We start from the raw sequence: 13,244 nt of genomic DNA on the forward strand, positions 1-13,244 counted from the left end.
GGACGGGCGCGCCGGGCCGTTGTGGGCAGGATGAGGGCATGCCCGCAGCCTCCCCCACCCCGATCGGCGACTACGCGGTGCTCGGCGACGGCCGGACCGCGGCGCTGATCTCGCGCGCCGGATCGGTGGACTGGTGGTGCCCGCCGCGCTTCGACGCCGCCGCCTGCTTCGCCGCGCTGCTCGGTGGGCCGGAGCACGGCCACTGGTCGCTGGAGGCCCCGGAGGCGACCGAGCGGCACCGGCGCTGGCACGGCGACTCGCTGGTCCTCCAGACCACGGTGCGGACCCCGACCGGGGTCGCGGTGCTGACCGACGCGCTGCCGGCCCGCCCGGACGGTGCGGAGATCGTGCGCCGGATCCGGGTCACCGAGGGCCGGGTGCGGTTCCGGCACGAGTGGGTGGTCCGCTTCGGCTACGGCGCGGTCCAGCCGTGGGTGCACCGGATCACCGACCGGCACGGCGGCGCGATCCAGGCGGTCGCCGGGCCGGACCGCCTGGTGCTGCGCGGCAGCCGGCTGCCCGCACCGGTGCGCTCCGGGGTGCCGGCCCACCGCGACGAGTTCACCGTCGAGGCCGGGCAGGAGGAGCACTGGTCGCTGGTCTGGACCCCGTCCTGGCAGCCGGTACCCCGTCCGGCCGACGACCTGGCCGAGCTCAGCACCGCGGAGGACGACTGGGGGCGCTGGGCCCGACGCGGTCACTACCGGGGCTCCTACCGCGAGGAGGTGGTGCGCTCCCTACTGGTGCTGCGGATGCTCACCGACCGGGACACCGGCGGGATCGTGGCGGCGGCGACCACCTCCTTGCCCGAGGACCCGGGCGGCGTGCGCAACTGGGACTACCGGTTCTGCTGGCTCCGGGACGCCGCGATGACCCTGCAGGCACTGCTGGAACACGGCTACCGGGAGGAGGCCGGCGCCTGGCGGCAGTGGCTGTTGCGGGCGGTGGCCGGGGACCCCGCCGACCTGCAGATCGTCTACGGCGTGGACGGGCGTCGCGACCTGACCGAACGGGCACTCGATCACCTGCCCGGCTACGCGGGGTCCCGGCCGGTGCGGGTCGGCAATGCCGCGGTGGGCCAGGTGCAGAACGACGTGCTCGGCGAGGTGATGTGCGCCCTCGCACTGGCCCGGGACTGCGGCCTGCGCGAGACCGCGGACTCCTGGTCCCTCCAGTCGCACCTGGTGGACGCCCTGGCCGGTACCTGGCAGCGACCGGACCGGGGCATCTGGGAGGTCCGCGGCCGCCCGCGGCGGTTCACCCACTCCGCGGTGATGGCCTGGGCGGCACTCGACCGGGCGGTGCGCGCGGTCACCGACCACGGCCTGCCCGGCCCGGTCGACCGCTGGGCGCAGGTCCGGGACCGGATCCGGGCCGAGGTGCTCGGCTGGGGCTGGGACGACGAGCTCGGCAGCTTCGTGCAGTCCGCGGGGGTCCGGCACACCGATGCGGCGCTGCTGCAACTCGCCCAGGTCGGCTTCCTGGCCCCCGACGACCCGCGGATGACCGGGACGGTCGCAGCGATCCGCGCGGAGCTGGAGGTCTCCCCCGGCCTGCTGCTGCGCTACCGCACCGACCGGGCCGACGACGGGTTGCCGGGCACCGAGCACCCGTTCCTGGCCTGCTCCGGCTGGCTCGCCGACGCACTGGCCCGGCAGGGTGACGTCACGGGCGCCGACCAGGTGCTGAGCCGGCTCACCGGCCTGGCCACCGACCTCGGGCTGCTCGCCGAGGAGTACGACCCCCGCACCGGCCGGATGATCGGCAACATCCCGCAGGCACTGTCCCACCTCGCCTTCGTCCGCGCCGTCCACCAACACGACCTCGCCACCGGAGCCACCCGATGATCCAGTCCCTGTCCGTCGGACCGATGGACAACAACGCCTACCTGCTCACCTGCCCCGGCACCGGGGAGCAGCTCCTGGTCGACGCGGCCGCCGAGCCCGCCCGGCTGCTGGACCTGATCGGCGACCGCGGCCTGTCCGGGGTGGTGACCACGCACCGCCACGCCGACCACCTGGGCGCGCTCGCCGCCGTGCTGGCCGCCACCGGTGCCGGCTCCTGGGCCGGCGAGCCCGACGCCGCGGCGATCGCCGAGGCTGCCGGGATACCGCTGCCCCGCCCGCTGCGGCACGGTGACCACCTGGCCGTCGGCACCCTCGACCTGGAGGTGATCGCGCTGCGCGGGCACACCCCCGGGTCCATCGCGCTGGCCTGCACCGACCCGGCGGACCGCACCGTGCACCTGTTCACCGGCGACTCGCTGTTCCCCGGCGGTCCGGGCAAGACCCACACACCGGAGGATTTCCGGTCCCTGATGACCGACCTGGAGGACCGGGTGTTCGGCCGCTTCGACGACGACACCGTGGTGCATCCCGGCCACGGACTGACGACCACCCTGGGCGCCGAGCGCGGGTCGATCCCGGCCTGGTGGGCGCGCGGATGGTGAACCGGGGGCCCGACCCGCTCGAGTGAGGCCCGGTCGCCGCTCCGTGGCTGGGATGGTGGCCGATTCACACCGTCTGCCATAGTGGCGAGGATTCTGTGTCCAGTCCCCGCCCAGGAGTCTCCTATGTCCACCGACGACGGCACCACCCGCCCCGAGGGTTCGTCGCAGCCCGACTCGGAGACGTGGCCGAGCAGCGCCTCCCCCGACGCCCCCACCGAGCGGCTGTCCACCTCCGCCTGGGGCACGCCCGGCTCCGAGGCGCCCACCGCGGCCTACGGGACGCCCGGCTACGGCCAGCCCGGTTCCGAGGCCCCGACCGCCGCCTACGGGACGCCCGGCTACGGCCAGCCCGGTTCCGAGGCGCCCACCGCCGCCTACGGCACGCCCGGCTACGGCCAGCAGCCGTCGGGCGAGCCGACCGCGGCCTACGGCACGCCGGGCTACGGCCAGCAGCCCGCCTCCGGCTACGGCCAGCAGCCCGCCACGTCGGAGTACGGCACCGGCTACGGGCAGTCCACGGCGGGCGGGTACGGCGCGGGCTACGGCCAGTCCGCCGCCTCCGGTTCGCCGGCCGGCTACCCCGGCGGCTACGGCGGCACCGGTGACGGCTCCGGCGCGCCCGGGTACGCGGGCTCCGGCTACGGTGCCCCGCCGGCCCCGGGCTACGGCCAGCAGCCCGGCTACTCCGCCCCGCCGCCCGCGGGTGGCCAGCCGCCGTACGGCGCCCCGGGTGGTGGCTACCCGGGCTACGCCCCCTACCCCGGGCCCACCAACACCGCCGGGTGGGACGGCCCGTCGATCGGCGCGCTGGCCACCGGCGTGGTCGGCCTGGCGATCGTGCCGCTGGTCCTGGGCATCATCGGCCTGCGCCGCACCACGAAGAACGGCACCCAGGGCAAGTGGATGGCCATCGTCGGCATCGTGCTCGGTGCGCTCCAGGTGGTCGGGTACCTCACCCTGGCACTGGTGCTCATCCTGGTCGTGAACCCGCGGGTGCAGGAGCAGCGCGCGGAGCTGGACCGGCTCTGGGACGGCTGTGCCGCCGGGGTGATGGCGGACTGCGACGACCTCTACTACGAGTCGGACTACGACTCGCCGGAGGAGGAGTTCGCCGAGACCTGCGGTGGTATCACCACCTACTCCGGGGGTTCGTGCTACCTGCTCGAGGAGCAGGACACCACCGATGACGGCGACACCGGCACCGGAACCAGCGTCGAGCCCGACACTTACGGGGACGATCCTGAGTTGGATGCGTTGTGGGACGCCTGCGAGGCCGGTGACGGCCAGGCGTGCGACGACCTGTACTGGGAGTCGCCGCTGGGCTCCGACTACGAGGACTTCGCCAGCACCTGTGGCAACCGCACCACCGATGCGGTGTTCTGCGCCGACATGTGACGGCGGGGTCCGAGGGGGTCGGATGACGTGGTCGTCCGGCCCCCTCGGCGCACCGTAGCGTCACCGCACCGCCCGCCCCCCACGGAGGAATGATGTCCGGCTACCCGCTCCCGGCGCCGCCGATGGCCTTCCCACCGCCGGCGCCCCGCGCGCCGCGGGACGGCCGTGGCGTGGCCGCGTTGCTGACCGGGCTGCTCGGGTTGGGGCCGGTGGCGATCGCGCTGGGTGCCTCCGCGGTGCGGCACCGGCGACGGGCGCACGGCATCGGGTCCGGGATGGGCCTGACCGGGATCATCCTCGGCAGCCTGCAGACCCTGCTGTACATCCTGATCGTGGTGGTCGCGCTGGGGGTGACCGCGGCCGGCAACACCGAGCGTGCCGAGCTGCGCGCCTCCTGCGCCGAGGGCGAGATGGCCGCCTGCGACGACCTGTACTGGGGTTCGCCGGTGCACTCCGACGACGAGGCCTTCGGGGCGAGCTGCGCGGGCCGGCGCGCCGCCAGCTCACCGGGGACCTGCCTCGACGCCGAGGGCGGCAGCGTCATCCCGCTGTCCTACGGCGACGACCCGGTGCTGGACGGGCTGTGGGACTCCTGCGAGGCGGGCGACCTCGCATCCTGCGACGACCTGTACGCCCAGTCCCCGAGTGACAGCGAGTACCTGGAGTTCGGCGGCAGTTGCGGCGACCGTGGCAACGACTCCCGGTGGTGCGTGAACCAGCCGGGCGACGACCCGGAGCTGGACGAACGGTACGAGGCCTGCACCGCGGGCGACTGGGAGGCCTGCGACCAGCTGTACCAGTACTCCCGGCCGGGCAGCGTGTACGAGGAGTACGGCGACACCTGCGGCAACCGCACGGACGGCGGCGAGTGGTGCACCGAGGTGCCGGGCCTGGACCCGAACGTCTGACTCAGGCGGGGCCGAGCAGGACGTTCGCCACCGTCGCGTGCGCCGACTCGTCGTCCGAGGGGTGGAACAGGCCCGCCAGCACATCCCGATACAGCCGGCCGAGCTCGTTCCCGGCGAAGTAGGTCCCGCCACCGCTGACCCGGATCGCGCGATCGACCACCTCACGGGCGGTCTCGGTGGCGCGGACCTTGAGCCCGACCACCTGGGCGAACCACTGGCCGCCGTGGTCGAACCCGTGGTCGACGTCCCGGGCCAGCGACCACACCTGCGGCTCGATGCCCTGCTGCAGGATCCCGGCGTCGGCCACTCGCCACCGGATGTCCGGGTCGGTGGCGTAGCTGGCGCCGTCCCGCTTCATCGACGTCCGGCGGTGGGCGGCGGCGACCGCCAGCTCCAGTGCGCGGCGGCCGATGCCGGTGTACACGGCGGCGAGCAGGATCTCGAACACCTGGAACAGCCGCAGGATGTACGGGTCGGCGCTGGGTCCCACCGGCAGGATCCGGACCATCCGATCGGGCCGGGCCAGGGCGCCGTCCAGCACGGTGGTACAGCTCTGGGTGGCGCGCATGCCCAGGGTGTCCCAGTCGTCCTTGCTGGTCGCACCGCCGTCCTCCCGGGCCACCACGCCGTGCACCAGCACCGGTCGATCGGGGTCGGAGTCGTCGCGCCCGAAGGTCGCCAGCCGGGTCCAGGCCGGGGACAGCGAGGTGAAGATCTTGGTCCCGGTAAACCGGTAGCCGCCGTCGTCCTGGCGCTCGGCCCGGGTGCGGGAGTCGAACATCACCAGGTCGTTGCCGCCCTCGGAGTTGCCGAAGGCGAAGACCTCCCCGGCGGCGGCCTCCTCCAGGATGAACCGCAACGAGTCGTCGCCGGAGCGGTGCAGCAGGGCGGCGATCCCGGTGACCACCAGGTGCATGTTCACCGACAGGGCGGTCGCCGGTGCGGCACCGGCCAACCGGGCCTGCTCCCGGGCGACGTCCTCCAGGCTCAGGTCCGCACCACCGAGCGCCGCCGGCACGAAGGCGGTCAGGTACCCGGCGGCCCTCAGGTCGGCCAGGTCGTCGTGCGGGAAGGTGTTGTCCCGGTCATGCACCGCGGCCCGGGCGGCGACGTCGGCCAGGAGCTGCTCGCTGAGGATCATGCCGCCCACCCTGCCATCGCCAGTACCGTGGCGCCATGACCCTCTACGCCGTGCAGTACCACTACGACCAGCGCGCCGACCTCCAGGCCGAGGTCCGGCCGAGCCACCGGGAGTACCTCAGCGGCGTGGCCGACGCCGGGCAGCTGCTCGGCTCCGGGCCCTATCTGGCCGGCGACCCCGGGGCACTGCTGGTGTTCCGCGTCGCGGACCGTGCCGAGCTGGACCGGCTGCTGGCCGCCGACCCGTTCGCCGCCGCCGGGGTGATCGCCCGCACCGAGGTCCGGGAGTGGAACCTGATCATGGGCCCCTGGGCGCAGGGCTGATCCCCCGCGCGACTCGTGATCAGCGGTCGGCGGTCACCCGGCGCTCGTCCCGCCGGGAGGCTGCCACGCTGGTCAGGGCGGTGACCCCGAGGATCACCACGATCACCGCCAGCGACACCCAGGTCGGCGGTTCGGGCGCCCACGGCACCGGCTCGCCGCCATTGATGAACGGCAGGGCGTTCTCGGCCAGCGCCTGCAGCACCAGCTTCACGCCGATGAAGCCGAGCAACACGCCCAGGCCGATGTTGAGATACCGCAGCCGGGTCAGCAGCCCGCCGAGCAGGAAGTACAGCTGGCGCAGGCCCATCAGCGCGAAGACGTTCGCCATCAGCACCAGATACGGCTCGCGGGTGACTCCGAACACCGCCGGGATCGAGTCGAAGGCGAACAGCAGGTCGGTGGCGCCGATCGCGACCAGCACCAGCAGCATCGGGGTGACCACCCGGCGGCCGTCGATCCGGGCGGTCAGGTGCACGCCGTCGAACCGGTCGGTGGTCGGCAGCACCCGCTGCACCAGGCGCACCAGGGCCGGCGGCGTGTAGTCGTCCTCCTCCGCGTCGTCACCGACACCCTCCCGGGCGACCTTCACCGCGGTCCAGATCAGGAACACGCCGAACAGGTAGAACACCCAGGAGAAGTGCGCGATCACGGTCGCCCCGAGCGCGATGAAGATCCCGCGGAACACCAGCGCCAGGATGATGCCGACCAGCAGGGCGGTCTGCTGGTACTGCCGGGGCACCGCGAACCGGGTCATGATCAGCAGGAAGACGAACAGGTTGTCCACCGACAGCGAGTACTCGGTGAGCCAGCCGGCCACGAACTCGCCCGCCGGTGCCGTGCCCCAGGTCAGGGCGACGACACCGGCGAAGACGATCGCCAGGCCGATGTACACCCCCAGGTAGCGCAGGCACTCCGCGGTGCTGGGCACGTGCGGCCGCCGCCCGACCACCGCGACATCGACGAAGAGCACCGCCAGGGCGAGTCCGATCGACACGCCCCAGACCAGGGGTGAGACATCCATGCGGTGGGTCAGCTCTCCTTGCTCGGCAGCGCGGCGGTCTCCTCCACGGTACCGGTGCCTGCGGCAACCTCTGCCTTGCGGTCACGGCTGGTCTTGAGCAGCGACGCGACGGTGGCGACGGTCAGGGTGCCGAGGATGACCAGCAGCGACAGCCAGGTCGGGATCTCCGGCGCCCACTCGAAGTGGTGGCCGCCGTTGATGAAGCTGAGCTCGTTGGTGTGCATGGCGTGCAGCACCAGCTTGATCCCGATGAACACCAGGATGAACGCCAGCCCCTGCGACAGGTACACCAGGCGCTCCAGCAGGCCGCCGATCAGGAAGTACAGCTGCCGCAGGCCGAGCAGGGCGAAGGCGTTCGCGGTGAAGACGATGTACGGCTCCTGGGTCAGGCCGTAGATCGCCGGGATGGAGTCCAGGGCGAAGATCAGGTCGGTGGAGCCGATCGCGACCATCACCAGCAGCATCGGGGTGATGAACCGCTTGCCGTCGATCCGGGTGGTCAGCCGGTCGCCGTGGTACTCGTCGACGGTGGGCAGCACCTTCTTCAGCAGCCGGACGGTCAGGCCGTCCTTGCGGTCGCCGGCATGACTGACCTCGTCCGGCTCGTGCTTCTCCCGGCCCAGGTTGATCCCGGTGTACACCAGGTAGGCGCCGAACAGGTAGAACACCCAGGACCACTGCTCGATCGCCGCCGCGCCGAGCAGGATGAACACGGTCCGCAGCACCAGGGCGATCACCACGCCGACCAGCAGCACCTTCTGCTGGTACTCCCGCGGTACCGCGAACTTGGTCATGATGATCAGGAAGATGAACAGGTTGTCGACCGACAGGCTCTTCTCGGTGACGTAGCCCGCGAAGTACTCGGTGCCGTGGCCCCAGCCCCAGACCGCGCCGAGCCCGATGCCGAACACGATGGCCAGGCCGATGTACACCGCCGACCAGATCGCCGACTCGCGGAAGGTCGGCGCGTGCGGGGTCCGCACGTGTGCGTAGAAGTCGAAGACCACCATCCCGATGATGGCGATCCCCGTGACGATCCAGACCCATAGGTCGACGGACATGGATGTTCCTCCGGTACAGGGGTATGACGACGTACCGGAGGTCTCTCCCTACCCTGACGGGCCGGTGTCCCCGGGCCGGCAACAGCGGCGGCCGTGATGACGGGGGCACCGTGACGGGATACTCCCCTCCACAGCGGAGTCAGCCTAGGTCATCGGTCCCAGATGCACGACCCACCCGAGGCGTGTCACGCGACACAGAACTCGTTGCCCTCCGGGTCGGCGACCACGACCCAGGCGCCCTCGCGTTCATCGTCGATCTCGTACAGCACGGTGCCGCCGGCGGCGACCAGGGTGGCGGCGTGCTCCCGGGCGGCGGCCAGCCGGGCCGCGCGGTCGTCCATCGGGATGCCGCGGCTCTCGGAGTAGCGGATGTCCAGGTGCACCCGGTTCTTGACCGTCTTGCCCTCGGGCACCTTCTGGAAGAACACCCGCGGTCGCCGGCCCTCGGGGTCGACGATGGCGTAGGCCGGGTCGCGGTCGCCGTCGACCGGGATGCCCCAGGCGTCCATCGCCTCGTCCCAGCTCGCGAACGGCGTGGGCGGCGGCTCCTCGATGTAGTCGAGCGCGGTGATCCAGAACGCGCCCAGTGCGCGCGGTCCGTGGCAGTCGATCACGATCTGGACGTCGAGGGCCATGGGTCTCTCCCGGTTCTCAGGCGGTGGCGGCGGTCATCTGGCGCAGTTCCTTCTTCAGCCCGGAGATCTCGTCCCGCAGCCGGGCGGCCAGCTCGAACTGCAGCTCGGCGGCGGCGGCGTGCATCTGGTCGGAGAGCTCCTGGATCAGGTCGCCGAGCTCGCCCGCGGCGGCACCGGCCAGCTTGGCGCGCTCGGTGGTCGGCGCCTTCGAGCCCAGGCCCGGCACCGGCGCCTTGCCACGCGAGGACTGGCGACCGGCACCGCCCAGCAGCTCGGCGGTGTCGGCGTCCTCCCGGGCCAGCAGGTCGGTGATGTCCCCGATCCGCTTGCGCAGCGGCTGCGGGTCGATGCCGTGCTCCCGGTTGTACGCGATCTGGATCTCCCGGCGGCGGTTGGTCTCCTCGATCGCCTTGGCCATGCCCGGGGTGACCTTGTCGGCGTACATGTGCACCTGGCCGGAGACGTTCCGGGCCGCGCGGCCGATGGTCTGGATCAGCGAGGTGTCCGAGCGCAGGAAGCCCTCCTTGTCGGCGTCCAGGATCGCGACCAGGGACACCTCCGGCAGGTCCAGGCCCTCGCGCAACAGGTTGATGCCGACCAGCACGTCGTACTCGCCCATCCGCAGCTCGCGCAGCAGCTCCACCCGGCGCAGGGTGTCCACCTCGGAGTGCAGGTAGCGCACCCGGACGCCCTTCTCCAGGAAGTAGTCGGTCAGGTCCTCGGCCATCTTCTTGGTCAGGGTGGTCACCAGCACCCGCTCGTTCTTCTCCACCCGGGTGCGGATCTCGTCCAGCAGGTCGTCGATCTGACCCTGGGTGGGCTTGACCACCACCTCCGGGTCGACCAGGCCGGTGGGGCGGATGATCTGCTCGACCACGCCGTCGGACATCGACAGCTCGTAGTTGCCGGGGGTGGCCGACAGGTAGACGGTCTGGCCGATCCGGTCGACGAACTCCTCCCAGCGCAGCGGCCGGTTGTCGGTGGCCGAGGGCAGCCGGAAGCCGTAGTCGACCAGGTTGCGCTTGCGGGACATGTCGCCCTCGTACATCGCGCCGATCTGCGGCACGGTCACGTGCGACTCGTCGATCACCAGGAGGAAGTCCTCCGGGAAGTAGTCCAGCAGGGTGTTCGGCGCCGATCCCGGTTCGCGGCCGTCGATGTGCCGGGAGTAGTTCTCGATCCCGGAGCAGCTGCCGATCTGGCGCATCATCTCGATGTCGTAGGTGGTGCGCATCCGCAGCCGCTGAGCCTCCAGCAGCTTGTTCTGCCGCTCCAGCTCGGCCAGCCGTTCCTCCAGCTCCAGCTCGATCCCGGCGATCGCACGCTCCATCCGCTCCGGGCCGGCGACGTAATGGGTCGCCGGGAACACGTGCACCTGCTGCTCCTCCCGGACCACGTCGCCGGTCAGCGGGTGCAGGGTCTGGATCGCCTCGATCTCGTCGCCGAAGAACTCGATCCGGATCGCCAGTTCCTCGTACACCGGGATGATCTCGACCGTGTCCCCGCGCACCCGGAACGTGCCACGGGTGAAGGCCATGTCGTTGCGGCTGTACTGCTGGGCCACGAACTCGCGCAGCAGCTGGTCCCGGTCCAGCACGTCGCCGACGCTGAGCGTGATCATCCGGTCGACGTACTCCTGCGGGGTGCCCAGGCCGTAGATGCAGGACACCGACGCGACCACCACCACGTCCCGGCGGGTCAGCAGCGAGGAGGTCGCCGAGTGCCGCAGCCGCTCGACCTCGTCGTTGATCGACGAGTCCTTCTCGATGTAGGTGTCCGTCTGCGCGATGTACGCCTCGGGCTGGTAGTAGTCGTAGTACGAGACGAAGTACTCGACCGCGTTGTTCGGCAGCAGCTCGCGGAACTCGTTGGCCAGCTGGGCGGCCAGGGTCTTGTTCGGCGCCATCACCAGGGTGGGCCGCTGCAGCTTCTCGATCAGCCAGGCGGTGGTGGCGGACTTGCCGGTACCGGTCGCGCCGAGCAGGACGACGTCCTTCTCCCCCGCGGTGATCCGCTCCGCCAGCTCGGCGATCGCCGTCGGCTGGTCACCCGACGGCTGGTACTCGGACACCACCTCGAACGGGGCGACGGTGCGCTGAAGGTCGGTGACAGGACGCATGGGTCAACCGTACGTCCGGGGTCTGACACGCGACGGGTCAGGACTCTGTGCCCGCGGCGAACACCAGGTCCTCCCGGTGCCGCAGCGCCGCGGCCAGCACCGCCGTGATCCCCCGTGCCGACCGTGCCGCGTCCAGCGCCGGGGCACCGCCGGCCACCTGCTCCGGCAGCCGCGGCACGTGCACGAATCCGCCGCGCGCCCCCGGCATCCGGGTCAGCTGGTCCGCCAGGGCGTAGGCGATCGCGTTGCAGACGAAGGTGCCGGCGGTGTTCGACACCTCGGCGGGCACCCCGGCCTCGCGCGCCGCCAGCAGCGCCGCCTTGACCGGCAGCGAGGAGAAGTGCGCCGCCGGTCCGCCCGCGACCACCGGGACGTCGACCGGCTGCTCGCCGTCCTCGTCCGGGATCCGGGCGTCCTGCACGTTGATCGCGACCCGCTCCACCGAGACCCGGCCCCGGCCACCGGCCTCGCCGACGCAGATCACCAGGTCCGGGTGGTGCTCGGCCAGCAGCTCGGCCAGGCGCTGCGGGGCGCGGGCGAAGGAGACCGGCAGGCGGCGGACGATCAGGGTGGCGGCGTCCGGGGTGGCGTCTCGGCCGGCGTCGGGGGTGGGGGCCGGGGTTGCGTCCGGGGTGGCGGTCGCGGCCGGGTCCTGGGCGTCCACCGGGCCGGGCCAGGCCGCGGCGACCTCGCGCACCGCGGCCCAGGAGGCGTTCACCGGCTGGCCGTCGAAGGGCTCGAAGCCGGTCAGCAGCACGGTGGTCACCGGCGCTCCTCCTCGGCGGCGTTCCGCTCGGCGGCGCGCTCGGCGGCGATCCGGGCCCACAGCTCGTCCACCTGGGCCCGCAGCCGGTCCGGGCTGCCGTTGCCGTCCAGCAGTACGTCCGCGGCGGCGGCCCGCACGTCGTCGCCGACCTGGGCGGCGATCCGGGCCCGGGCGTCCGGCTCGGACAGTCCCCGGCCCTCGACCAGCCGCCGGACCCGCAGCTCCACGTCGGCCTGGACCGCCACGATCAGGTGGAAGGAGGCGTCCCGGCCGGACTCGGCGAGCAGCGGGATGTCGTGCAGCACCACGGCGTCCGGGTCGGCGGTGGCCGCGGCGGCCTCCCGCTCGGCGGCCAGCCGGTGCACGATCGGGTGCACGATCCGGTTCAGGGTGGCCCGCGCGTCGTCGTCGCCGAACACGATCCGGCCCAGCGCGGGCCGGTCCAGCGCGCCGTCGGCGTCCAGCACCTCCGGCCCGAAGGCCGCGACCACCTGGTCCAGCCCGGCCGATCCGGGGGCGACCGCCTCCCGGGACAGCAGGTCGTAGTCGATCACCACCGCGCCGAGCTCGGCGAAGCGGGCCGCGGCGACCGACTTGCCTGCCGCGATACCCCCGGTCAGTCCGATGCGCTGCATCCGACCATCGTGCCTCAGCGGACGGCGAACCCGCGCGCGCGCAGGTGATCCTTCACCTGGGCGATGCTCAGGGTGCCGAAGTGGAAGACGCTCGCGGCGAGCACGGCATCCGCCCCGGCCTCGGCAGCCTGGGCGAAGTGCTCCACCGTGCCGGCGCCGCCGGAGGCGATCAGCGGGATCCGCACCTCGCGGCGCACCGCCCGGAGCATCTCCAGGTCGAAGCCGTCGGTGGTGCCGTCGGCGTCCATCGAGTTGAGCAGGATCTCCCCCGCCCCGAGCTCCGCGGCCCGGGCCGCCCAGGCGACCGCGTCGATGCCGGTGCCGCGGCGTCCACCGTGGGTGGTGACCTCAAAGCCGGAGTCGGTCGGGGTGTCGCCCTCGCGCACCCGCCGGGCGTCCACCGACAGCACCAGGACCTGGGAGCCGAACCGCTCGGCGATCTCGGCGATCAGCTCCGGGCGGGCGATCGCCGCGGTGTTCACCCCGACCTTGTCCGCCCCGGCGCGCAGCAGCTTGTCCACGTCCTCGGGCGAGCGCACGCCACCGCCGACGGTCAGCGGGACGAAGACCTGTTCCGCGGTCCGGCGCACCACCTCGTAGGTGGTCTCCCGGTCGGAGGAGGAGGCGGACACGTCCAGGAAGGTCACCTCGTCCGCGCCACCGGCGTCGTAGCGGGCGGCCAACTCCACCGGGTCGCCGGCGTCGCGCAGGTTCTCGAAGTTGACGCCCTTGACCACGCGGCCGGCATCGACGTCCAGGCAGGGGATCACACGCAGGGCGACGGACACGCC

13 protein-coding genes are annotated in these 13,244 nt (G+C 72.5%); 5 read left to right on the forward strand and 8 right to left on the reverse strand.

The window, feature by feature from the left end; genetic code table 11:
• The first annotated feature begins 38 nt into the window (after window positions 1-38).
• The 4 genes from HGA03_RS05405 (at window position 39) to HGA03_RS05420 (ending at window position 4,752) form a co-directional block, all read left to right on the forward strand.
• On the forward strand, window positions 39-1,847 hold the full coding sequence (locus HGA03_RS05405; RefSeq protein ID WP_168629208.1) for a glycoside hydrolase family 15 protein: 1,809 nt from the start codon (window positions 39-41) through the stop codon (window positions 1,845-1,847).
• Window positions 1,844-2,449, forward strand: a complete 606-nt coding sequence (locus HGA03_RS05410) for an MBL fold metallo-hydrolase (RefSeq protein ID WP_168629209.1) — start codon at window positions 1,844-1,846, stop codon at window positions 2,447-2,449. The genes HGA03_RS05405 and HGA03_RS05410 overlap by 4 nt, the downstream gene beginning before the upstream one ends.
• A gap of 123 nt (window positions 2,450-2,572) precedes the next feature.
• Window positions 2,573-3,844, forward strand: coding sequence for a DUF4190 domain-containing protein (locus tag HGA03_RS19285; RefSeq protein ID WP_168629210.1), 1,272 nt, complete (start codon window positions 2,573-2,575; stop codon window positions 3,842-3,844).
• Between the two features lie 92 nt (window positions 3,845-3,936).
• Window positions 3,937-4,752, forward strand: coding sequence for a DUF4190 domain-containing protein (locus tag HGA03_RS05420; protein ID WP_168629211.1), 816 nt, complete (start codon window positions 3,937-3,939; stop codon window positions 4,750-4,752).
• 1 nt (window position 4,753) lies between these two features.
• Here HGA03_RS05420 and HGA03_RS05425 read toward each other — a convergent pair whose 3' ends face one another.
• On the reverse strand, window positions 4,754-5,893 hold the full coding sequence (locus tag HGA03_RS05425; protein ID WP_168629212.1) for an acyl-CoA dehydrogenase family protein: 1,140 nt from the start codon (window positions 5,891-5,893) through the stop codon (window positions 4,754-4,756).
• A 35-nt stretch (window positions 5,894-5,928) separates the two neighbouring features.
• Here HGA03_RS05425 and HGA03_RS05430 point away from each other — a divergent pair, with 35 nt between their 5' ends.
• On the forward strand, window positions 5,929-6,216 hold the full coding sequence (locus HGA03_RS05430; RefSeq protein WP_168629213.1) for a YciI family protein: 288 nt from the start codon (window positions 5,929-5,931) through the stop codon (window positions 6,214-6,216).
• Window positions 6,217-6,235: 19 nt separating this feature from the next.
• Here HGA03_RS05430 and HGA03_RS05435 read toward each other — a convergent pair whose 3' ends face one another.
• The 7 genes from HGA03_RS05435 to hisF form a co-directional block, all read right to left on the reverse strand.
• Complete coding sequence (locus HGA03_RS05435; protein ID WP_168629214.1) at window positions 6,236-7,237, reverse strand: TerC/Alx family metal homeostasis membrane protein; 1,002 nt, start codon at window positions 7,235-7,237, stop codon at window positions 6,236-6,238.
• 8 nt (window positions 7,238-7,245) lie between these two features.
• Complete coding sequence (locus HGA03_RS05440) at window positions 7,246-8,298, reverse strand: TerC family protein (RefSeq protein WP_168629215.1); 1,053 nt, start codon at window positions 8,296-8,298, stop codon at window positions 7,246-7,248.
• Window positions 8,299-8,483: 185 nt separating this feature from the next.
• On the reverse strand, window positions 8,484-8,933 hold the full coding sequence (locus tag HGA03_RS05445; protein ID WP_168629216.1) for a VOC family protein: 450 nt from the start codon (window positions 8,931-8,933) through the stop codon (window positions 8,484-8,486).
• Window positions 8,934-8,949: 16 nt separating this feature from the next.
• Complete coding sequence (gene uvrB / locus HGA03_RS05450) at window positions 8,950-11,052, reverse strand: excinuclease ABC subunit UvrB (protein ID WP_168629217.1); 2,103 nt, start codon at window positions 11,050-11,052, stop codon at window positions 8,950-8,952.
• A 37-nt stretch (window positions 11,053-11,089) separates the two neighbouring features.
• Entirely contained in the window at window positions 11,090-11,818 is a 729-nt protein-coding gene (locus tag HGA03_RS05455; RefSeq protein WP_168629218.1) for a pyroglutamyl-peptidase I family protein, read from the reverse strand.
• Window positions 11,815-12,453 carry a dephospho-CoA kinase gene (gene coaE / locus HGA03_RS05460; RefSeq protein WP_168629219.1) on the reverse strand — a complete coding sequence of 213 codons (639 nt, stop codon included), beginning with the start codon at window positions 12,451-12,453 and terminating at the stop codon, window positions 11,815-11,817. Before coaE ends, HGA03_RS05455 begins: the two co-directional genes overlap by 4 nt.
• 14 nt (window positions 12,454-12,467) lie before the next feature.
• Entirely contained in the window at window positions 12,468-13,241 is a 774-nt protein-coding gene (gene hisF / locus HGA03_RS05465) for an imidazole glycerol phosphate synthase subunit HisF (protein WP_168629220.1), read from the reverse strand.
• Window positions 13,242-13,244 lie beyond the last annotated feature (3 nt).

This window comes from Cellulomonas denverensis, from assembly GCF_012396125.1.
Lineage (GTDB): Bacteria > Actinomycetota > Actinomycetes > Actinomycetales > Cellulomonadaceae > Cellulomonas > Cellulomonas denverensis.

Coding starts and splice junctions, on each gene's coding strand:
- HGA03_RS05405 (WP_168629208.1), top strand. CDS start 39: ATGCCCGCAGCCTCCCCCACCCCGATCGGCGACTACGCGGTGCTCGGC.
- HGA03_RS05410 (WP_168629209.1), top strand. CDS start 1,844: ATGATCCAGTCCCTGTCCGTCGGACCGATGGACAACAACGCCTACCTG.
- HGA03_RS19285 (WP_168629210.1), top strand. CDS start 2,573: ATGTCCACCGACGACGGCACCACCCGCCCCGAGGGTTCGTCGCAGCCC.
- HGA03_RS05420 (WP_168629211.1), top strand. CDS start 3,937: ATGTCCGGCTACCCGCTCCCGGCGCCGCCGATGGCCTTCCCACCGCCG.
- HGA03_RS05425 (WP_168629212.1), bottom strand. CDS start 5,893: ATGATCCTCAGCGAGCAGCTCCTGGCCGACGTCGCCGCCCGGGCCGCG.
- HGA03_RS05430 (WP_168629213.1), top strand. CDS start 5,929: ATGACCCTCTACGCCGTGCAGTACCACTACGACCAGCGCGCCGACCTC.
- HGA03_RS05435 (WP_168629214.1), bottom strand. CDS start 7,237: ATGGATGTCTCACCCCTGGTCTGGGGCGTGTCGATCGGACTCGCCCTG.
- HGA03_RS05440 (WP_168629215.1), bottom strand. CDS start 8,298: ATGTCCGTCGACCTATGGGTCTGGATCGTCACGGGGATCGCCATCATC.
- HGA03_RS05445 (WP_168629216.1), bottom strand. CDS start 8,933: ATGGCCCTCGACGTCCAGATCGTGATCGACTGCCACGGACCGCGCGCA.
- uvrB (WP_168629217.1), bottom strand. CDS start 11,052: ATGCGTCCTGTCACCGACCTTCAGCGCACCGTCGCCCCGTTCGAGGTG.
- coaE (WP_168629219.1), bottom strand. CDS start 12,453: ATGCAGCGCATCGGACTGACCGGGGGTATCGCGGCAGGCAAGTCGGTC.